Raw genomic sequence first — 19,659 nt, 5'->3', positions numbered from 1 at the left:
GCAATTGAGTCAGAAAACCAGGCTATCTCCTTCATTTTCTTGTATATCACCGGACCTGTATGTTTATGCTAAAATAACTGCAGATTTTAAACCTGAGTTTTCTGATGTCTGAACCCTCTGTCACTCCAAGCATTCAATTAAATACCCGTGGATTACGTTGTCCTGAACCCGTGATGATGCTGCATCAGGCGATTCGTAAATCCAGGTCTGGCGATGTGGTTGAAGTGTTTGCAACAGATAATTCGACTTCTTGGGATATTCCAAAATTCTGTATGCATTTGGGACATGAGCTGTTATTGCAGGAAGAACGTTTAGATGAAAACGGCAATAAAGAATTTCATTATTTGGTCAAGAAAGGTTAGAGGGATTTCGAGTTGGTTTCTTTCTCAAAGCCTAATAAAAATCCCTGCATTAAGCAGGGATTTTTTTAATTTGTTTGAATAGTTCAAGCAAAGCCCAAACCATCCACAATCAAATTACATGTTTGGATATGAGCAGCACTGCTGCGCAAGAATTATCCTAACATTACATGTTAGGGTAATTAGGACCACCACCGCCTTCAGGCGTTACCCAGGTGATGTTCTGAGATGGGTCTTTAATGTCACAGGTCTTGCAGTGTACACAGTTGGCTGCATTGATCTGGAAACGTTTCGAGCCGTCGTTATTTTCCATGATTTCATACACACCCGCCGGGCAGTAACGCTGAGCAGGCTCATCCCATTTTGGTAGGTTGACGTTCACCGGAATCGAGGCATCGGTCAGTTTCAGGTGCGCCGGCTGGTTTTCTTCATGTACCGTATTCGATACAAACACCGAAGACAGGCGGTCAAAGGTCAGCTTGCCATCCGGTTTTGGATAATTCGGCTTAAAGGTTTCTGCTGCCTGTGTTTTTAGTGCTGCATAGTCAAGAACAAGATCATGCAGTGTAAATGGCACTTTAAAGACATTCTGATCGATGAAGTTAAATGCACCACCACCGAATGTACCGAATTTATGCATCGCCGGGCCAAAGTTACGCGAGTTATATAACTCTTCTTTTAGCCAGCTATTGTTGAACTTGTCGGTATAAGCCGTCAATTCTTTAGTGAAGAAATCTTCACCTTCAGTCACACGTGCAACCGCAAGGTCACCACCTTTTTCCACACCGGCAGCAATGGCTTCAAACACTGCTTCACCACAGAGCATGCCGGATTTCATCGCGGTATGTGAGCCTTTGATTTTGGCAAAGTTCAGGAAGCCTGCATCATCACCAATTAAAGAGCCACCCGGGAAGGTGAATTTAGGTAGCGAGTTAAAGCCACCTTTGGTCACGGCACGCGCGCCATAAGAAATACGCTTGCCGCCTTCCAGGTACTGTTTGATCAGCGGGTGGGTTTTCCAACGCTGCATTTCCATAAATGGATACATATGCGGGTTAGTGTAGGAAAGATCGATGATCATACCCAAAGTGACCTGATTGTTTTCAGCGTGGTATAACCACCAGCCACCTGAAGAACCGGTCTCGGCAAGAGGCCAGCCGGCACCGTGCATCACCAGACCGGGCTTGTGTTTAGCAGGATCAATTTCCCACAGCTCTTTAATCCCGATACCGTAATGTTGTGGATCTGAATCTTTATCGAGGTTGTATTTGGCAATTAAACGCTTGCCGAGGTGGCCACGGCAGCCTTCAGCAAACAGGGTATATTTGGCATGCAGTTCATAGCCCGGAGTAAAGTTATGTGTCGGTTCGCCATCCTTGCCAATGCCCATGTCACCGGTTTGAATACCTTTCACCGAACCATCTGCATGGTACAGAATTTCAGCAGCGGCAAAGCCCGGGAAGATCGATACTTCCAGTTCTTCCGCTTTTTGACCCAACCAGCGCACCACGTTGCCGAGCGAGATAACATAGTTGCCATCGTTATGCATGGTTTTAGGCACCATCCAGTGTGGCGCTTCTTGTGATTTTTCATCCGACAGCAGGAAATAGGTCTTGTCTTCGGTCACTGGAACATTTAAAGGTGCACCTTGTTCTTTCCAGTCAGGGAATAATTCATTGATCGCACGTGGCTCTAGTACAGCACCAGAGAGGATATGCGCACCGACTTCAGAGCCTTTTTCCACCACACAAACCGACAGATCGTTCAGGTTGTTTTCAATTGCAAGTTGACGGATCTTGATCGCTGCAGAAAGACCGGCCGGTCCTGCACCTACGATGACGACGTCAAACTCCATCGATTCACGTTCGATGTGTTCCATGTAGGATTCCTCATATCATTAGAAGGTGGCGACCGTCATTATTCCGGTGCTGCCATGAGTGTTCTGTATGCCCAGACACAATTTTAGTATCGTGCCTTTTATATTGTGGGCTAGTATAGTTTTAAACCTTGATCTAGCCAATTGGCTGAATCATATTATTTTTCCGTCAGCAGGGTCTTTAGTCATGATTAATCAAAATAATTCACCAAATCCGACGAAAAAAGTAGCTATTCCCGATGATAAAAATTTAATGCACATTGCACAATACTTAAAAGATGCACAGGCCGGTCACAAAAGGTCAATCCCCCCATTAGACCAATTTAACCCGAAGCATTGTGGTGCAATGGATTTGAAGGTAAAAGCCAATGGAGAATGGTGGCACGAAGGTCAATTGATCAAACGACAAGCCTTGATTGAGCTTTTCTCAACCGTACTTTGGAAAGAACAGGACAAGTTCTACTTAAAAACCCCGGTTGAGCAGATTGAAATTGAAGTAGAAGATGAGCCTTTATTTGTCAATCAGGTTGATCAGGTCGAGATTGATGGAAAGACTTATATTCAATTCATAACGACCACACAGGATGTGGTGATTATGGATCAGGCGCATCCCGTGTTTATGCGTGAATATGAAAGTGAATTGCGTCCTTATGTATATGTGCGTTTTGGCATCAATGCCTTAATTCAACGTTCTGCTTTTTTTCATTTAATTGAAATGGGACAGCTACTTGAAAATGACAAAAATGAAACCATTTTAACGCTACAAAGTGGCGATTTTCACTTGCAATTAGGCACCTGAGGTTTAAGCTTTGATCTTCCGATTTCTTGAACTGCTGAAAGTGGAACTATGACAGCCATTCATCCTATTTATCCTTTAATCGACCCAATGCCCAAGGCCCAAGCTGATGCACCCATCGGGATTTTTGATTCTGGAATAGGTGGTTTGTCTATAGCGCAAGAAATTGCCAGACATTTGCCCAAAGAACGTATTGTTTATTATGCAGATACTGCTCATGTACCTTATGGGCCGCGTAAGGATCAGGAAATTCGTGAGCTTACCGCGCATGCCATTGAATGGCTGTATCGGAAAGGATGTAAAGTAGCAGTCGTAGCATGTAATACCGCTTCTGCATTCAGTCTGGATTATTTACGTGATCATTATGGAGAAAATTTTCCTATTATAGGTTTAGTACCTGCACTGAAACCGGCCGTTCTGCAAACCAAATCCAAAACTGTGGCTGTGCTTGCCACGCCTGCAACCTTTCGTGGTCAGCTGATTAAAGACGTCATACAGCGTTTTGCTCTTCCCGCCAATGTGACGGTTATTCCTGTGACCTGTCTGGATCTGGTGCCTTTTGTAGAAAGTGGCGCACAGATGAGCGAACCATGTTTAACCACCTTAAAAGAAATTTTGCAACCTGTGGTCGATCAGGGTGCCGATTATTTAGTTTTGGGTTGTACACATTATCCCTTCCTAAAACCTGCAATTCAGTCTATATTTGGTCATAAACTGACATTAATTGACTCTGGACTGGCCGTTGCACGACAAACAGCCCGTATTTTGATCAAGAATCAATTATTATTTGAGCAAGATCAAAATCGTGGCTTACGTATCGAGTGCTATGTCAGTGGCAATAATGCAGAAAATTTAAAAACTGTGCTGCAGTACCTGATTCAAGGGGATTTGACTTGGGATATTCGCAATATTGGTGTTGAATAAATAAACAAATGCAGCTAGTCTTTTGAAATATATTAAAAAATATTTATATTGGGGTTGTTGAACTATATCGTGACTGCTTAGCAATATGACGGTCAGGATGTAACAGGCAATTGGAAGAGGATAACCAATGCTCGATAAGCGTTATCAGGTTTTTATTTCTACTTCTGGCAGTGAAATGCAGCCGGAACGGATCATTTTGGCTCAAACTTTAGTGGGCATGGGTTTCTTTTCTTGGGGATTAGAACAGCGCACGCCATTAAGTACAGCATTTGCACGTCGTCAGATTGATGATTGTGACTATGTGATACTACTTCTGGGCAGTCAATATGGTGAACAATCTGTTTCAGGTGTAGGTTATATGCATCTGGAATATATTTATGCAGTCACCAAACAGAAACCGATTATTGTGTTTATGCATGATGATCCTGCATCACGTGATGAATCTTTACATGATCAAAAGCCTGAATTACGTGAAAAATTTTTAGAATTCCGTAAATTATTACAGCAAGAAGTGGATCAGGTTTTTACTTACCGCAGCATCCGTGATTTGGAAATGGCAGTACGTTTGAACATGCCACAAATGCTGGAGCGCTATCCGGTATCGGGATGGGTTCGACCGCAGAACACTCAATCTTTACATGACGAGATTGATCAACTGAAAGCCAAAATCGAACAGCTTGAAACGGAAGTCGGAAAACGGGAAGTAGACCCTTTCCTGTCTTTACCTAAAGTTTCCATGAATGAACTGTTTTCATTTGAATATCGTATGCATGCCTACCAAGATGGTAATTTTAAAGAGCTGAAAATTGAGAAGAAACTGACTTGGGCGCAGTTACTTGCCATTTTAGGCAGCATGTTTAAAAATCCAACGCCAGAAGAATATTTTTCCAAATGCATCAATGACTATTTGAATGATACGGGGCTGGCCGATGCCCGGATGGAAATGCCACGTGCACATGCCGTTGCCCGTGCACAAATCAATATTCGTGCCTTACACAGCATTAAAATGCAAATGCGTCAAAATGACTGGATTGTTCAGTCAGGCCGGGATGACCGTCAACGGATGCTCTGGCAATTGACCCTCAAAGGACAAAAGCTACTTGAGAGCAATTTGCTTGATAATGATCGTGTTTTTCAATTTAAATCTGCGTTTTAATCCATATAGAGAAAGTGCAGAAAGCTGTTAAAGTAAAGCAGTATATTTATATTGGAAAAGGGTTTTGATGTCTTCTGCACCTAAAACGAAAGTCACTATTATTTTGGCCAATTTGGGTACGCCAGACGAACCCACGGCCCCTGCGGTACGTCGTTTTCTGAAACAATTTCTCTCTGACCAGCGTGTCATTGAAATCCCGAAGCCAATTTGGCAAATCATTTTACGTCTGTTTGTTTTACCATTTCGCCCCAAACGTGTGGCACACGCCTATGAAATGGTGTGGCAGAACGATTCTCCAATGCGTGAAGTGCTATTGAATCAAGTCATTGAAGTAAAAAAGGCATTAACGGGACAATATCCTGAATTTGACCTCAATGTAATTCCCGCCATGACCTATGGTAATCCCGGCGTTCAAGCTGCCTTACATCGCTTGTCACAGGATATGCCAGATCACCTTATTTTATTGCCTTTATTTCCGCAGTATTCAGCTACCTCAACCGCACCTTTATATGATGCGGTAGCAAAGTGGATTTTGACGCAACGTAATTTGCCGGGCCTGTCTATCATTCGGGATTATTATCAACATCCCACATTTATTCAGGCTTTGGCACAAAGTGTCCGAGACTATCAGGCAGTCCATGGCCAGCCAGAAAAACTGTTGATGTCATTCCACGGGATTCCTCAGCCCTATGCCGATAAAGGCGACCCTTATGCCGATCGTTGCCGCGTGACTGCACAATTATTGGCACAAACTTTAGGTTTGAAAGAGGATCAATGGGCTATCAGTTTCCAGTCGCGTTTTGGAAAACAGGAGTGGGTAAAACCCTATACCGATGCTTTACTTCAAGAATGGGGCGAGCAAGGGGTGAAATCCGTTCAGGTCCTGAGTCCTGCCTTCTCTGCCGATTGTCTGGAAACCCTGGAGGAACTGGCAATTCAAAATGCCGAATTATTTAAATCGGTTGGTGGGCAAAGTTACAGTTATATTCCCGCCTTAAATGTCCGTGAAGATCATTTGCAATTGCTCAATTTTATGCTTCAGGCTAATCTTGATGGATTAAAGCAAACATTCGCTCACTAATTTCCCTGAGGTTTCACTATCATGCTGCAAGTCAAAATTGTTCCGGTCACGGCATTTCAGCAAAACTGTTCCATTATTTGGGATGCAGAAACCAAAGAAGCCATTTTGATTGATGCAGGCGGTGAGCCTGAAAAATTAAAAGCCGAGGTGGAAGCCTTGGGACTCAACGTGAAAGCCTTATGGTTAACCCATGGACATCTGGATCATGCCGGAGCAGTGGGTAATTTAAGCAAGCTCTGGAATGTTCCGGTGATCGGGCCGCATAAGGAAGATGCCTTTTGGCTCGATATGATTCAAGAAGTATCGGCACGTTATGGTTTCCCGATTCCAGAAAAAGTAGACGTGACTCAATGGCTTGAAGGCGGAGAAGTTTTAAAGTTGGGAGAAGAGGAATTCGAAGTTCGTTTTGCCCCTGGTCATACTCCGGGTCATGTGATGTTCTATAACAAAAATTATGGTCTGTTGTGGACAGGGGATGTGTTGTTCAAGGGATCGATTGGACGTACCGACTTTCCACGAGGCAACCATCAGCAATTATTAGATTCCATCCAGCGTGAATGTTTTAGCTTGCCGGATGAAACCCAGTTTATTTCAGGTCATGGTCCCTTAAGTACCATTGGTTTTGAAAAACAGCATAATCCTTTTGTTGCAGGTAAAGCAGGCTAATGCATTCCTGGTAAGAGATTGATGAATTCATTTCATTAATCTCGGTGAAAGGGGCCACTGCGCAGCTGTTTTAATTCCAGTGCAATGATGATGGCTGCAAGTATGAATAAAATGCCAATTGAAATAATAATGCCATCATGGGTATAAATTCCAAAAACCAAGCCAATAATGCTCAGGCCGACAAACAGAAAAAATAGAATTCTTAAGCACCAAAGACCCATCATGGAATTCTCCTTTTTATAGTTTTTAATATTTATAATTGTTCGTTTTTATCGTTATGAGGCTGTTATAGCCCAACTGTACTGTTTTTAAGTTCAGTTTTAAGTGTTCAATTAAGAAAAATTTTATTGCTATTCTTGTAGAAGGATTATAGTTTAAAAAGTGAGTAGGGGTTATGCTTTTTATCGGCAAACGAGAGAGATTTAACAGTTGTAAAAAAACTGTTTTTTAGTCGTTTTTGTGGGTAAATTTGAATTACGTAATGAAGAAAATAAGAAACAAATTTATAGGCACATTAACTTTTCTCTATAAAAGGCTGACTTGTATCACGTGATTTATAATTTATTATTTTGAGGGATGGATTGTGAAGCGACTATTGATAAAAATAGCACTGTTTATATTTACTATTCTGATGTTGGCATGTTTGGGTTTGGGGATTTATAGTCAGGATTTGCTCATCACGGCGATTGGTATCCTTCTAATTTTTTGTATTATTCTTTTAAGTTTAGAATATAAGAAAATGCTTTCCAATCCATTTGACTAAGGTGGATCAATCCATTTTATCCACCTTTAGACGAGTTTTCCTGCGGATCACGCAAGACGATTAAAATTCATCTTGTTCGCCACTGTTATCTGCTTGGGGTGCATCCTGAGTCGGCAGTTTATATTCATCACTGGCCCAGGCTCCCAGATCAATCATTTTGCAACGTTCTGAGCAAAAAGGACGAAATTCATTGCCTTCCCAGGTGGTCGGTTTGCCACAACGTGGACACGGAAAAGTACGGGGCATGTTATTCTCCGAATAAAAATAAGGATTCAATTAGGCAAATACAGTCGCACTTGCTAGACTTGAGCGGATTTTTGTTAGTTTGATCTGATTATGCCAATTCGTCAATTTCAAGCACAGCGTATGCATGCGCCTCGTGATTTTCAAATGATTCGCCCAGATCCAGTTTGTGTGGAAATTGGTGCCGGCAAAGGTAAGCATGCCTTGCTGTTTTCAGCTCAAAATCCTGAAAAAAAATTGATTGCTATTGAGCGCACACGTGAAAAATATCTGGCCATGCAAAAACAGCATGACCTGGAAGGACAAAGTAATTTACAGGCGATTCATGCCGATGCCATGCCCTGGATTGTGCATTCGTTATTGCCTGCTCAAGTCGAGCAATTTTTTATACTCTATCCGAATCCTGAACCGCATAACCCGGCGCAGCGCTGGTTAAACATGCCATTTTTTGAATTTTTACTGTCACGTTTACAGGTCGGCGGTAGAGTCACGTTGGCCAGCAATATTCCTGAATATATTGATGAAGCACAGCAGCAGTTAGTCGAAGTCTGGAAATTACCTTTTGTTAAAGAAGTGATTCCAGGCACATCGGCACGTACCCATTTTGAAATTAAATATTTGCAGCGTGGTGAATTGTGTCAGCAACTGATCATCAGCAAACCTGAAGGCTACAGCACGCGCTTTGATGATTTTATGCCTTTACAAGGCCAAAATGCTGTTCAAGCTGTAGCATCAGAAACCGATGTTAAAGATGCTGAATGAGTCGCTGATGAAAAAGCGTGTTGCAATTATTGGGGCAGGCCCCGCAGGGTTGATGGCTGCAGAAGTCTTGAGCCAAGATGGCTATGAGATTCATGTCTATGAACAAAAACCGTCTGCTGCACGCAAATTTTTGATGGCGGGTAAAACCGGGCTGAATATTTCCCATGCCGAGCCTATTGAGCAGTTTATTCAGCGTTATGATCAGGCAGAATGGCTGGCACCTTGGGTAAAAAAATGGGATGCCCACTGGATTCAGCAATGGATGAAGGGTTTGGGGATTGAATCCTATATCGGCTCCTCAGGACGGGTGTTCCCGGTAGAAATGAAGGCCGCCCCTTTACTGCGTGCCTGGTTGAAACGTCTAGTCGAAAACGGGGTGATATTTCATTATCGCCATCAATGTTTAAATTTAAATGGCGCAACCCTTAGTATCAAAAACTTGCTTATTCAGGAGATTATCGAGCAAAGCTTTGATGCCATCATCATGGCCTGTGGTGCGGTATCGTGGTCGCAACTGGGCAGCGATGGGGCATGGCAGCAATGGTTAGCTGCGCATGACATTGAAGCCTTTCAGGCCAGTAATGCCGGGGTGGAACATGCCTGGTCCAAGTTTATGCAGCCGGTATTTGGTCAGCCTTTAAAGCGTGTCGAAGCCTGGGTAGAGGGACAAACCAAAACCATGGGTGATATTGTGATTAGCCATTATGGTCTGGAAAGCGGTTTGATCTATAAGCAGGGACGGGCACTACGTCAGCAGCAAAAAAATGGTCAGGCCATGCAGCTGTATCTGGATTTAATCCCTGAGCAAAGCATGGAACAATTGGCGAAAAAATTACAGCCAAGCAAAAAGCAATCCTTAAGCAATGTCTGGCGTAAGGCGGGATTGGATGCGGCAAAGGCCAATCTGCTGCGTGAACTGGTGGCGAAACATCTATGGAACGATCCACTGGCTTTAGCCCGACAGATTAAACATCTACCTATTGCTTTAACAGGATTCCGTCCGATCGAAGAAGCGATTAGCTGTGCGGGTGGGGTAAAACGTGATGTGTTGTCCGAGCAGTTGCAATTAAAGTCTAATCCGCATGTGTTTTGTTGTGGAGAAATGCTGGACTGGGATGCACCGACAGGGGGTTATTTGCTCACTGCCTGTTTTGCCACAGGTCGTGCTGCAGGTGAGGGCGTGCATACTTATTTGGCTGCACAAAAATAGCAGCGCATGATTGGGCAGGTTTTGAACTGTGATGGGAAGCATGTTAATTTGCATACTCAGTCATTATAAAAAAATGCATCGCTATGTCAGAAGTAAAACAATATACCGGAAGCTGTTTGTGTGGCGGTTTACGCTATGAAATTCGGGGTGAAATTGGCGACATCATAGAATGTCATTGCCAACGTTGCCGTAAAGCCAATGGCAGCGCTTTTGCCAGCAATGCACCGATTCGAAAAGCCGATTTTAAAATTGTGCAAGGGGAACATTTACTGAAAAAGTTTCAGTCCACCGAAACCACGCAGCGCTGTTTCTGTGCCGATTGTGGCTCACCGATTATCAGTATTAAAACCGAAACACCTGATCTGTATCGCCTGAGAATAGGCACGCTGGATACACCGCTGCAGCAAAAGCCGACCCAGCATATTTTTGTGGCGTCCAAGGCAGAGTGGGAGACCATCTGTGATGGCCTGCCACAATATGATGAGCGGCCGTAGTCATTGCGAAACCTGTGATTAAAAGACTTTTTTATGCACTCAATTCTAGTAGCTAGATTGAGTGGTTTCGGATTTAGCTACTTCAGCTTTTTTTGTTTCGGCTTTGTTCATTTGTGGATATTGAGATTGCCAATGTTCCAGCTGTTCCTGAGCATGTAAAAATTCGCCCAGGTCTTTGACTTGATCTGCTGAATTTTTAATTGGTTCTGCTTTTTTATCTTTGTGCTCATCATAAAGTTTGGCTTGAGATTGCCAGTATTCGGCCATCAGACCTTGAATATAGCGTCCTTGTTCAGTTTTTAAATCCAGTTCTTTAAGCATGTATAAAGCCGAGCGGATGTTGTCGCGTTTACGGTTATGCGCAAATTCATCAGTCAGGGAACCTTGCTCCTCCATTTTGACCAGTTCGTCTTCCATCTGGTCACTCATTTGGGTAAAACGTTGGTCAAAGTCAGTCAGCAAGGCAATATCATGTGGGTCATCTGGAGTTTTTTTAAATTCTTTAACCGGTTCTGTAACCAGCTCCTGCATCACCTTATCTTCAGGCTGAATTTTATCGTCTTGAGATACGGTATCTTGATGACGATCACAGGCACTCAGCAATACACTTGAGCACAATAAAACAGGAAGAGCAAAATGTTTGAATTGACGTTGCATCATGATGGTTCCTTTATTTCTAATCAATTTTTTTAAAGTCATAGGCATAGGTCACATAGGGGAATGCAATTTCATCTTGTGGGCGTTTGCCTGTGTACGCTAAAACAATCTGTTCAAATTCAGCTTTTAACTGCCGCTGTTCATGTTCTGACATTGCTGCAATAAAGCTGGTGGAGAGCAAGCGTTTAGAGACCACCTGTTCTACAGTGCCGACATGTTGCTGCTGAAACGTTTCGGTATTTTCTAATTGAAACAAGGCTTGCTGTTCAAAGACCTTTTTCCATTGACCGCTATGATAGCGCGGTGTGTTACCCTCTAAGGGTTGAATGCGTTCTGCCAAAGCGTTGACCCAGTCGACCTGAACATCGCGCTGGTTCCAGATCAGTGCCAGATGTCCGGACGGTTTGAGCACTTGATGAATTTGTGTTAATGATTCAAGATTGGCAAACCAGTGAAAGGATTGTGCACAGACCACAGCATCTATACTATGGGCGGTTAAAGGCAGAGACTCACTCGACGCCTGTAGCGTTGCAATGTCGGGATAGGCCTGTTGCAACTGTGTCAGCATGGCCTGAATCGGCTCAATGGCAATGATGTGTGAGGTCAGCTGTTTTAAGTAAGGTAAGAATTTGCCAGTACCTGCACCCAGATCAACCACCTGCGACTGTTCACCCAGTTGGAGCTGATCACGTAGCCAATTGACGATGTCTTGTGGATAGCTCGGACGAACTTGTTGATAAAGTTCAGCGGCAGAACTGAAGCCTTTTTGAGCAGCAGGATGAAGTGATTGTGTCATATTTTGCGCTTTTTAATCTTCATGGCATCTATAAAATACCATAGTCGCTTTTCGTAAATAGGCAAGGTGTCTATTTGTAGCATTGATTCTGATAAAGGGCCGATTTGCTTCGGTGTGGAAATGGATAAACACATTATTTTTGAAGACGAACAAATTCGTGCAATCTTTCTGAAAGGCTCATCGGATGAACTGATTTTTTCTTTTGGTGATTTAATTACTCGCGCCAAAGGTCTGTCGATTAATGCGGAAAAATCGCTGCATAAGTATAATTTTAACGTGATTGGCATTATGCCGAAGCAGAAATCCTGGTTTCCTGAAAGTTCGATGCGTGAGATGTTTGCCCAGATTCAGGAACTGATTGCGCCGTTTAAAACCCGGATTGGTTATGGCGGTTCCATGGGTGGATATGCGGTCATCAAGTATTCCAACCTGCTGGATTTAAAGCGCGTAGTGGCGCTGGTGCCGCAGTATTCCATCAATCCTGAAGAAGTCGAAGACCCACGCTATAACATGTTCTTTGATCCTGAACAGAATGCCCATATGTGCATTCAGCCACAGGATGTTGCGGCTGAACGTGAGTATATCGTGGTCTATGATCCTTATTGTCCGGAAGACCGTGCGCATTATTTAAAACTTGAACAGATACTGCCAAAAATTCAGACCCTGAATCTGCCTTTTACCGGGCACGATGCTATTGCGGTACTGGCCAGTTCAGAATTGCTGCATGACTTCTTACTGCATGAGTTTGATGCCAGCTATTTTTATCGCAAAATTCGTCAGGTGAAAAAGAACAGCAAGTTTTATTATCGCAAAGTCATTGAGAACCTGTTGCCCCGACACCGCAATGCCTTGGGTTCCATTCTGGTCAATAATGATTTGCAGCTGGACAGCCAGTTTTTTGATGCCAAGTTAAAGAATAATTTACTCAGGGAATTACTGCGCAATAAACAGGTCAGTCAGCAAGATTTACTGAAACTGGGCATCCAGGTCAATTTGCCACAGGAAAATCGTAGCCAGTTAATGGACTGTTTTGGGCATGGCTTGGTCTTTAATGTGATTAGCCAGAAGATTGAAAGCTATGCCGCCAGTGCCATTGCCTTGAACCATAAATTTTTGATTCCGATCTTTGCCAAAGGCAATGGATTGGTACAAATTTCATTGAATGATGAACGTTATATTGTGGCCATGAATGACCGGCAAGTGATGAAGCTGTTCAAGGAACAGGAAACTTTGACCCTAGGCATGCATCCATTGGTGATTAAAAAGTATAGTGATTTCTACCTGCTCAGTTATAAGCATTTAAACTTGAGCAATAACGAATATGGTAGTCATGAGTTTGTCGAAGATGCTCCTGAAACTGCGCAATTTGTGACCCAGCCTGACCCGGTATCTGCCCTATAGCCTATCATTCAGGGTTGAGTATGTACCTCAATTTGTTTTAATTTTGATCACTTGCTTTATCTTTAAATCGGTCTAAGATAGAACGGTAAGGCAAGTTCTCATGACTCAAAATTAAACAATAAACAAATAACGGGTGCTTCAGGATGAAACGTGATTTTATACCGGCTGTACTTTTAACCCTCATCTCTATATCGATACCTTGCTATGCTTTCGCAGACAGTCTAGATCCGACTCATATCATTATGGGCGGGGGAATGCTTGTGGTGTTTGCCCTGGCAATTTATGTATTTTATCAAATCTACAAGTCGATTCAGCTGCATATCAACAAACCCACTAAATAGTGGGTTTTGTATTTTTAAGCTCTAAATTTGGTTGAAAAAGAATATAAAACTGGCTTTTAATGTCTGGGCAATAATTTTTAGATATTCATCAAACTCAGCCAAGGAAAGTAGCATGAAAGCCGTATTTTTAGATTATGAATCACTGGATAAAAATGATCTGGATTTCAGTCAGCTTGAAGCTGGATTTGATGAGCTGACACTTTTTCCAACGACGACCCAGGCACAGCTGCTCGAACGTGTGCAAGAGGCAGAGGTCATTATCAGTAATAAAGTCGTGGTCGATGCAGCGACCATGCAGCAATGTCCTCATTTGAAACTGATTTTAATTTCTGCAACCGGCACCAATAATATTGATCTGGTTCAGGCAGCTAAGCAGGGCATTGTGGTGTGCAACTGTCAGGGTTATGGCACTGCCGCAGTGGCGCAGCACACCTTAAGCTTGATGCTGGCTTTAGCAACCTCCTTAATTCAATATGATCGGGCAGTGAAACAGGGACAATGGAATAAAGCTTCGCAATTTTGTCTGCTGGATTTCCCAATCATTGAACTGGCCGGCAAAACATTGGGCATTATAGGTTATGGTGAACTGGGGCAGGCGGTAGCCAAACTGGCTGAGGCTTTTGGGATGAAAGTTTTGGTCGGCTCACTGCCGAACCGTCCAACTGATGCCAGCCGTATTCCTTTTGCGGATTTATTACCACAAGTCGATTTCCTTAGTCTGCATTGTCCTTTAACTGACGATACCCGAGACCTGATAGATCGCCAGGCCTTCGAGGCCATGAAATCGAGCGCATTTTTAATTAACTGCGCACGTGGTGGAATAGTCAATGAAGTCGCGCTTGCCGATGCTTTACGCCAAGGCAAAATTGCAGGCGCTGCAACCGATGTGCTCACGGTTGAACCACCTAAATCGGGCAATGTGCTGTTAGCTGATGATATTCCTAATCTGATTATTACTCCGCATAGTGCATGGGGCAGTGTAGATGCACGGCAACGTATTGTGCAGCAGATGGTGGAAAATGTAGAAGCGTTTAAGGCTGGACAGCCGATTCGACAGGTCAATTAATCTGTATTAAAAAAGCCTCTCTATGAGAGTAATGTTGATCAGTTAAGGAGTTTAGAAATAAACTCTTTAATTTTTTAGTAATTCATGGCGGAGTCTTACCATTTTAAATCAAACTCTTGCAGCTAATTTGTTACTTTGGTTTCGCCCAAAGTAACCAAAGGCATTTGTCATCCGCAAAACTCGTCAACCATTATCAACTAGCAAATTTATCGCAGAAACAATCATTTTTTTATGTAGTCCTGCCTCAAACAATTGCGGATGACTTTTCCACATATCAAATACAATAATGAATTTAAAAAAGGAAATGCCAGTCAATTTCTGAACTGACTGGCATTTTCTCTATGATAGACCGATTGCTTATAATCAACTTGATTTATAAAAATCGGCGTTGGTTTTCCTCTACAGCTTGTACTTGAGCAGCTAGTCATATGTAGGTGCAAATTAATTACTGGTTGAAGACTCGCTTAGCAGACGAGAAACAATCGGTGCAGGCTGGTCATTTGGACTGCCAATAATATTATCTTTGGTTTGATTCAACTTTCGGTTAACTGTTGTTGCAGCTCGCTCAGTTTTTTCTTTGGCTATTTCTGATTTTTCAGTGGCAAAATCCTTGGTATCTTCCCAGACATTTTCTACTTTTGGTTTGACTTTGGCGATGCCTTTTTGTACCCCATAATCGACTTTTTCCGCCGTATGCTGAACCTTCTGCTGTGCCTTATGGCCTAGTACTTTAAAGATACTGGGATTATCACCATAGGGCACTGGTTGAGTATGAGTTGAAGTGTTGGCTGGAGCGGTTGTGGCTGTTTGAGCCAAAAGGGGAGTAGAGGCCAAAATTGCACTGGTTATTAATACCGTTTTCATCATTTTCATTGTGGGTTTTATTCCTGTTTTAGCGATGGCTTTAATTCGTTTCAATATGATCTGTTTGATTTTATTCTAAGAGTGAATTGGGTTTAAAATGTGAAATGTGGCTAAATTAATACAGATTTATTACATTTGAGATATATCTACAATTCATCCAGCAAGAAAAAAGCCCATAGAGATGGGCTTTTCCAAGAGGGCTGAACTAGGGATTTACTCGTCCTCATTACTTGGTGTTTCGATCGTAAGTCCTGAATGCATTTTTCCTGAGTAAGTATCCAGCTCTGCATGAGTTTTACCATTAATATCCATATTGCTTGGGTGTGAATTGTTAATATTTTTGCTTTGTTGGGCGTTTTTACTGGCAAAGTTTTGAGTATTCTCTCGGGAGTTTTTGCTCGAAGTCCGAGTTTTATTCATCCCTTTTTTAACGTTATCCACTTTGTCAGCAGTATTTTGATCACTGGGTTGGGCTTTTAGCTCTGAAGTTGCTTTGGTGCTGGGGTTGGCAAAAAGAGAGGTACAAGCTAAAAGTGCAGTGCTAATCACTATTGTTCTGATTGTTTTCATAGCTCGATTTATCCTTGCATGATAAAACCCGAGTATTTACCGAGTTATACGATCATTATCTTAATGGGTTAAATCTTAAAATTCCGAATTTAAGAATAAATTCCAACGTTTTAGCAACACCGAATTAACAATTTGGACAAATATGTGAATGTGATTTTCAGCTGTCTTTTTTTAGTTTTTGAATTTTAAATTTTTTTTCAAAAATCAGGAGTGAGCTTGGATACAAAGTATTGATATGTAACATCTTAAGATGAATAACGATAAACGGTATTTGAATGGAAATGGAACTAATGAATGGCTTTGTATTGTAGGGAAGAGAAGAATCACCGAGTCGAAGTAGTATCAGTGATTCTGGGTGTTTTAGTTACATTGTGCTAAAGCATCTTTATGAAAATGATGGCGTAGTGCAAGGAAGTTTTTTTGTACAGCTGCATCATTCAGGTCAAAGTTTTGAGCGGTACTTGTTCCATCTTGAGCAAAGACTGCCGAACCGCCAGTAATTAAGGTATTGCCCTTAAATGACCAGTGTTCTATAGCTTTGCCAGCTTGCAGGTTGCCGGTAAATTCAATCACGCATTTGTCGATGAATTTGGTCAGTTTAGCTTTGTTGTCGGTGGTGTTTGGATAGACTTCCAGATTTTGAACTTCTTGTAAGACACCTGTTTCAAGTGTGGGAATAGTAGGAGTAGTTGTACACGCCGTAACAGCAATACCCGCAAGACCAGTCAAAATAAGTGTTTTAAATTTCATATGATTCTTTCTTGTTGAGTGTTGTTAGTTTGAGTATAGGGAATTCAGAAAGTCTTGACTATAAGTTATATAGACTAGTGATAAAAAATATAATAAATTCAAAATTAAAAAATATTCATAAATTATTTATAAATGGGGGAAAGTTTTGAAAATTCAGAAACTCGTAATTCAAAATTACAAAAGTTTTAAAGACCGTACGGTCATAGAGTTTAATGATGGCTTGAATATTCTTGTTGGAGACAATGAGGCAGGAAAATCTACAATCTTAGAAGCTATACATTTATGCCTTTCAGGTTATTTGAATGGAAAGCCATTAAAGAAGGAATTTCATCAATATTTATTCAATTTTGAAATTGTGAAGAATTATTTAGATACAGTTGTTACAGATCCTAAAATACCTTTACCTGAAATGTTAATAGAAGTTTATTTTCAAAATAGTGACGAATTAGCAGAATTTGAAGGGTCTCTAAATTCAGATCGTAATCCAAAAGCACAAGGTGTGCGTTTCGAATTTAAACTTGATGATACTTATTCTGATCTATATCAAGATTTAATTTCTTTACAGGAGCCTCAAACTTCAATACCAATTGAGTACTTTCATGTTGAGTGGCAATCTTTTGCTAGAAAAACAGTGATTAATAGGACTATACCTATTAAATCAGTCTTAATTGATTCTTCTAATTCAAATTTTAAAAATGGTTCAGATATATATTTATCAAAAATTATTAAAGATGGCTTGGAGCAACAAGAAAAAATTGGTTTAGCTCAAGCTTATAGAAAATTAAAGCAAAGCTTTAATGAGGATAACAGTATTATTGCTTTAAATAGCAAAATTACAGAGAGTATTCCTATATCTGATAAGCAACTTTCTATTACAGTAGATCTTAGCTCAAATAATTCATGGGATAGTCAACTCACTACTAATTTTAATAATATTCCGTTTAATCAAATTGGAAAAGGCGAGCAGTGTATAGTTAAGACAAATTTAGCTTTAGCACATTCACATGTAAAAGATAAAAATTTAATTCTGATAGAAGAGCCAGAAAATCATCTTTCACATACTAAATTGAACGCACTTATTAAACAAATTAAAGAAAATGGTACTGATAAGCAAATTATTATTTCTACACATAGTAGTTTTGTATCAAATAAATTAGGCTTAGAAAATTTAATTTTAGTTGATAACAAGCAGACGAGATTCTTTAGGGATTTACCGCAAGATACGTATCAATATTTTCAAAAATTGGCTGGGTATAATACACTGAGATTAATTCTAAGTAAAAAAGCTGTTTTAGTTGAAGGACCATCAGATGAGTTGGTGTTTCAAAAGATATATATGCACCAAAATGCAAGAAGATTGCCTATTGAGGATAGTATTGATGTAATTAGTGTCGCAGGATTAGCTTTTAAGCGATTTTTAGAAATAGCTAAATTAGTAAACAAGCCTGTAGCTGTAATTACTGATAATGACGGTAAATACCAAGAGAAAATTTTAAATAAGTATAGAGATTATTTAAACATTCCATATATCAAAATCAGTGCCGATGTTAGAGAAGAATTCAATACACTAGAGCCACAATTTGTTGATGCTAATCGTTCAGATCTTGCTAAATTAGCCCGCGTCATAGGATTTAATGGAGATCACAATTTCGATGCTATAAAAGATTTTATGATAGGTGCAAAGACAGATTGGGCATTAAAATTGTTTGAATCAGAAGAAGAACTACAGTATCCAAATTATATTAAAGATGTGGTTGAATGGTGTCGATCATGAAAAAATTAATGATTGCAGCAGCAGGGGCAGGTAAGACAACATATCTAATAAATCAGACAAAACATATAAGTAATGAAAAAATATTGATCACTACATTTACTATTGAAAATAGTGTTGAGATTAAGAAAAAAATCATTAGAGAATATGGTTTTATACCTTTTAATATAGTTATTAAAACATGGTTTGATTTTCTTTTGAATGATTGTTTTAGACCATACCAATGTGTATTAGCTGAAAGTTTATATAATTCGAAAATTGGATTTATGTATATAGAAGGTGGTCAATCAGCGCTTAAAACAAAAGAGAATTCTTTAAGTCACTATTTTACAAAAGACAGGAAAATTTATTCCGACAAACTTGCTAAAATTATTGCTAAAACTCATGAATCTAGACCTAATTTAATTTTCGATAGGCTATCTAGAATTTATAAGCATATTTATATTGATGAAGTTCAAGATCTATCAGGATATGATTTCGATGTGGTTACTAATATTTTGAATTCTGTTGATAATGTTCTACTTGTTGGTGATCCAAGACAATGTACATATTCTACAAATAATTTACCTAAATATAGACCTTACAATAATGGTGGTATAAAACTCTTCTACGAGAAATTTTGGACTGATTTGTGTGACCTAGATGAAGAGATACTGAATTGTTCTCATCGGAATGAAAAAGTAATTTGTGATTTATCTTCTCTTCTTTATACAGCTTATAAACCTACATTACCTTGTGATTGTTGCATAGAAAATGACGAACATTTAGGAGTTTATATTATTCCCAAAAGTAAAGCAGAAGATTATTTAAAACAATATTCACCTGTTCAATTACGTTTGACGGCGGCAACTAAAGTGAATACTAATTACTCTTTTATGAATATGGGTGTAGCAAAAGGTTTAACTTTGGATAGGGTTTTATTGTATCCGACTCAAGAAATGATTCAATGGCTATTGAACCATAATCATAAACTTGCTGATGCAACAAGAGCTAAATTGTATGTAGGTCTTACTCGTCCTAAGTTAAGTTTGGGTATATTAGTTGCTGATAAATCTTTAAATAATTACAGTGACAAATTTCCAATATATTAAAAACCCGCTTTAAAGCGGGTTT

The 19,659-nt window shown here is 40.5% G+C and carries 21 protein-coding genes; 13 read left to right on the top strand and 8 right to left on the bottom strand.

Going from position 1 to position 19,659, the window contains the following annotated elements; translation table 11 throughout:
* Positions 1-104 precede the first annotated feature (104 nt).
* The gene (gene tusA / locus B9T29_RS00665; protein WP_086174067.1) at positions 105-362 is read left to right on the top strand and encodes a sulfurtransferase TusA; all 258 of its coding nucleotides are present in this window, start codon (positions 105-107) and stop codon (positions 360-362) included.
* 163 nt (positions 363-525) lie between these two features.
* On the opposite strand, the gene B9T29_RS00660 is transcribed toward tusA, so the two are convergent.
* A complete protein-coding gene (locus B9T29_RS00660) occupies positions 526-2,238 on the bottom strand; it encodes an electron transfer flavoprotein-ubiquinone oxidoreductase (protein WP_086174066.1) in 1,713 nt (570 codons plus the stop codon).
* Positions 2,239-2,422: 184 nt separating this feature from the next.
* Here B9T29_RS00660 and B9T29_RS00655 point away from each other — a divergent pair, with 184 nt between their 5' ends.
* The 5 genes from B9T29_RS00655 to B9T29_RS00635 all read left to right on the top strand — a co-directional run bounded on the left by B9T29_RS00655 (position 2,423) and on the right by B9T29_RS00635 (position 6,858).
* A complete protein-coding gene (locus B9T29_RS00655) occupies positions 2,423-3,034 on the top strand; it encodes a DUF1285 domain-containing protein (protein WP_086174065.1) in 612 nt (203 codons plus the stop codon).
* A 48-nt stretch (positions 3,035-3,082) separates the two neighbouring features.
* Positions 3,083-3,955 (top strand): glutamate racemase, encoded by an 873-nt coding sequence (gene murI / locus B9T29_RS00650; protein ID WP_086174064.1) that lies wholly within the window; start codon positions 3,083-3,085, stop codon positions 3,953-3,955.
* Between the two features lie 127 nt (positions 3,956-4,082).
* On the top strand, positions 4,083-5,111 hold the full coding sequence (locus B9T29_RS00645; RefSeq protein ID WP_086174063.1) for a DUF4062 domain-containing protein: 1,029 nt from the start codon (positions 4,083-4,085) through the stop codon (positions 5,109-5,111).
* A gap of 67 nt (positions 5,112-5,178) precedes the next feature.
* Positions 5,179-6,192 carry a ferrochelatase gene (gene hemH, locus B9T29_RS00640; protein ID WP_086174062.1) on the top strand — a complete coding sequence of 338 codons (1,014 nt, stop codon included), beginning with the start codon at positions 5,179-5,181 and terminating at the stop codon, positions 6,190-6,192.
* Positions 6,193-6,213: 21 nt separating this feature from the next.
* Positions 6,214-6,858 (top strand): MBL fold metallo-hydrolase, encoded by a 645-nt coding sequence (locus B9T29_RS00635; RefSeq protein ID WP_086174061.1) that lies wholly within the window; start codon positions 6,214-6,216, stop codon positions 6,856-6,858.
* Between the two features lie 35 nt (positions 6,859-6,893).
* Here B9T29_RS00635 and B9T29_RS00630 read toward each other — a convergent pair whose 3' ends face one another.
* Together B9T29_RS00630 and B9T29_RS00620 are read right to left on the bottom strand one after the other, a co-directional pair.
* The gene (locus tag B9T29_RS00630) at positions 6,894-7,082 is read right to left on the bottom strand and encodes a hypothetical protein (RefSeq protein ID WP_086174060.1); all 189 of its coding nucleotides are present in this window, start codon (positions 7,080-7,082) and stop codon (positions 6,894-6,896) included.
* Between the two features lie 599 nt (positions 7,083-7,681).
* The gene (locus B9T29_RS00620) at positions 7,682-7,867 is read right to left on the bottom strand and encodes a DNA gyrase inhibitor YacG (protein WP_086174058.1); all 186 of its coding nucleotides are present in this window, start codon (positions 7,865-7,867) and stop codon (positions 7,682-7,684) included.
* An 84-nt stretch (positions 7,868-7,951) separates the two neighbouring features.
* Between B9T29_RS00620 and B9T29_RS00615 the strand changes: the two genes are divergently transcribed.
* The 3 genes from B9T29_RS00615 (at position 7,952) to B9T29_RS00605 (ending at position 10,330) form a co-directional block, all read left to right on the top strand.
* Positions 7,952-8,626 (top strand): SAM-dependent methyltransferase, encoded by a 675-nt coding sequence (locus tag B9T29_RS00615; RefSeq protein ID WP_171263941.1) that lies wholly within the window; start codon positions 7,952-7,954, stop codon positions 8,624-8,626.
* A 7-nt stretch (positions 8,627-8,633) separates the two neighbouring features.
* Entirely contained in the window at positions 8,634-9,836 is a 1,203-nt protein-coding gene (locus tag B9T29_RS00610) for a TIGR03862 family flavoprotein (protein ID WP_086174184.1), read from the top strand.
* Positions 9,837-9,919: 83 nt separating this feature from the next.
* On the top strand, positions 9,920-10,330 hold the full coding sequence (locus tag B9T29_RS00605) for a GFA family protein (protein ID WP_086174056.1): 411 nt from the start codon (positions 9,920-9,922) through the stop codon (positions 10,328-10,330).
* Between the two features lie 45 nt (positions 10,331-10,375).
* Here the strand turns inward: B9T29_RS00605 and B9T29_RS00600 are convergent, their stop codons facing one another.
* Together B9T29_RS00600 and B9T29_RS00595 are read right to left on the bottom strand one after the other, a co-directional pair.
* Positions 10,376-10,990, bottom strand: a complete 615-nt coding sequence (locus tag B9T29_RS00600) for a hypothetical protein (RefSeq protein WP_228146539.1) — start codon at positions 10,988-10,990, stop codon at positions 10,376-10,378.
* A 16-nt stretch (positions 10,991-11,006) separates the two neighbouring features.
* Positions 11,007-11,783: a class I SAM-dependent methyltransferase gene (locus tag B9T29_RS00595; RefSeq protein WP_086174055.1), complete on the bottom strand. Its 777-nt coding sequence runs from the start codon at positions 11,781-11,783 to the stop codon at positions 11,007-11,009.
* A 120-nt stretch (positions 11,784-11,903) separates the two neighbouring features.
* Between B9T29_RS00595 and B9T29_RS00590 the strand changes: the two genes are divergently transcribed.
* Complete coding sequence (locus B9T29_RS00590; RefSeq protein ID WP_086174054.1) at positions 11,904-13,184, top strand: hypothetical protein; 1,281 nt, start codon at positions 11,904-11,906, stop codon at positions 13,182-13,184.
* 453 nt (positions 13,185-13,637) lie between these two features.
* Complete coding sequence (locus B9T29_RS00580; RefSeq protein ID WP_086174052.1) at positions 13,638-14,591, top strand: 2-hydroxyacid dehydrogenase; 954 nt, start codon at positions 13,638-13,640, stop codon at positions 14,589-14,591.
* A gap of 441 nt (positions 14,592-15,032) precedes the next feature.
* Here B9T29_RS00580 and B9T29_RS00575 read toward each other — a convergent pair whose 3' ends face one another.
* The 3 genes from B9T29_RS00575 to B9T29_RS00565 all read right to left on the bottom strand — a co-directional run bounded on the left by B9T29_RS00575 (position 15,033) and on the right by B9T29_RS00565 (position 16,775).
* Positions 15,033-15,464, bottom strand: a complete 432-nt coding sequence (locus tag B9T29_RS00575) for a hypothetical protein (protein ID WP_086174051.1) — start codon at positions 15,462-15,464, stop codon at positions 15,033-15,035.
* Between the two features lie 204 nt (positions 15,465-15,668).
* Positions 15,669-16,025, bottom strand: coding sequence for a hypothetical protein (locus B9T29_RS00570; RefSeq protein ID WP_086174050.1), 357 nt, complete (start codon positions 16,023-16,025; stop codon positions 15,669-15,671).
* 360 nt (positions 16,026-16,385) lie between these two features.
* Entirely contained in the window at positions 16,386-16,775 is a 390-nt protein-coding gene (locus B9T29_RS00565) for a hypothetical protein (RefSeq protein WP_086174049.1), read from the bottom strand.
* A 145-nt stretch (positions 16,776-16,920) separates the two neighbouring features.
* Between B9T29_RS00565 and B9T29_RS00560 the strand changes: the two genes are divergently transcribed.
* The gene (locus B9T29_RS00560; protein WP_086174048.1) at positions 16,921-18,549 is read left to right on the top strand and encodes an ATP-dependent nuclease; all 1,629 of its coding nucleotides are present in this window, start codon (positions 16,921-16,923) and stop codon (positions 18,547-18,549) included.
* Positions 18,546-19,637, top strand: a complete 1,092-nt coding sequence (locus B9T29_RS00555; protein WP_086174047.1) for a UvrD-helicase domain-containing protein — start codon at positions 18,546-18,548, stop codon at positions 19,635-19,637. Before B9T29_RS00560 ends, B9T29_RS00555 begins: the two co-directional genes overlap by 4 nt.
* The last annotated feature ends 22 nt before the right edge of the window (positions 19,638-19,659 follow it).

The sequence above is a fragment of the Acinetobacter sp. ANC 3903 genome (genome assembly GCF_002135315.1).
Classification (GTDB): domain Bacteria; phylum Pseudomonadota; class Gammaproteobacteria; order Pseudomonadales; family Moraxellaceae; genus Acinetobacter.
Note: the sequence above shows the minus strand (reverse complement) of the source record. Positions and strands in the feature narration are given on the sequence as shown.

Excerpts from the sequence above, each read along its gene's own strand:
- hemH (WP_086174062.1), top strand. The coding sequence starts at position 5,179 with ATGTCTTCTGCACCTAAAACGAAAGTCACTATTATTTTGGCCAATTTG.
- B9T29_RS00570 (WP_086174050.1), bottom strand. The coding sequence starts at position 16,025 with ATGAAAACAATCAGAACAATAGTGATTAGCACTGCACTTTTAGCTTGT.
- B9T29_RS00630 (WP_086174060.1), bottom strand. The coding sequence starts at position 7,082 with ATGATGGGTCTTTGGTGCTTAAGAATTCTATTTTTTCTGTTTGTCGGC.
- tusA (WP_086174067.1), top strand. The coding sequence starts at position 105 with ATGTCTGAACCCTCTGTCACTCCAAGCATTCAATTAAATACCCGTGGA.
- B9T29_RS00580 (WP_086174052.1), top strand. The coding sequence starts at position 13,638 with ATGAAAGCCGTATTTTTAGATTATGAATCACTGGATAAAAATGATCTG.
- B9T29_RS00590 (WP_086174054.1), top strand. The coding sequence starts at position 11,904 with ATGGATAAACACATTATTTTTGAAGACGAACAAATTCGTGCAATCTTT.
- B9T29_RS00645 (WP_086174063.1), top strand. The coding sequence starts at position 4,083 with ATGCTCGATAAGCGTTATCAGGTTTTTATTTCTACTTCTGGCAGTGAA.
- B9T29_RS00655 (WP_086174065.1), top strand. The coding sequence starts at position 2,423 with ATGATTAATCAAAATAATTCACCAAATCCGACGAAAAAAGTAGCTATT.
- B9T29_RS00575 (WP_086174051.1), bottom strand. The coding sequence starts at position 15,464 with ATGAAAATGATGAAAACGGTATTAATAACCAGTGCAATTTTGGCCTCT.
- B9T29_RS00660 (WP_086174066.1), bottom strand. The coding sequence starts at position 2,238 with ATGGAACACATCGAACGTGAATCGATGGAGTTTGACGTCGTCATCGTA.
- B9T29_RS00620 (WP_086174058.1), bottom strand. The coding sequence starts at position 7,867 with ATGCCCCGTACTTTTCCGTGTCCACGTTGTGGCAAACCGACCACCTGG.
- murI (WP_086174064.1), top strand. The coding sequence starts at position 3,083 with ATGACAGCCATTCATCCTATTTATCCTTTAATCGACCCAATGCCCAAG.
- B9T29_RS00555 (WP_086174047.1), top strand. The coding sequence starts at position 18,546 with ATGAAAAAATTAATGATTGCAGCAGCAGGGGCAGGTAAGACAACATAT.
- B9T29_RS00600 (WP_228146539.1), bottom strand. The coding sequence starts at position 10,990 with ATGATGCAACGTCAATTCAAACATTTTGCTCTTCCTGTTTTATTGTGC.
- B9T29_RS00595 (WP_086174055.1), bottom strand. The coding sequence starts at position 11,783 with ATGACACAATCACTTCATCCTGCTGCTCAAAAAGGCTTCAGTTCTGCC.
- B9T29_RS00565 (WP_086174049.1), bottom strand. The coding sequence starts at position 16,775 with ATGAAATTTAAAACACTTATTTTGACTGGTCTTGCGGGTATTGCTGTT.
- B9T29_RS00610 (WP_086174184.1), top strand. The coding sequence starts at position 8,634 with ATGAAAAAGCGTGTTGCAATTATTGGGGCAGGCCCCGCAGGGTTGATG.
- B9T29_RS00635 (WP_086174061.1), top strand. The coding sequence starts at position 6,214 with ATGCTGCAAGTCAAAATTGTTCCGGTCACGGCATTTCAGCAAAACTGT.
- B9T29_RS00605 (WP_086174056.1), top strand. The coding sequence starts at position 9,920 with ATGTCAGAAGTAAAACAATATACCGGAAGCTGTTTGTGTGGCGGTTTA.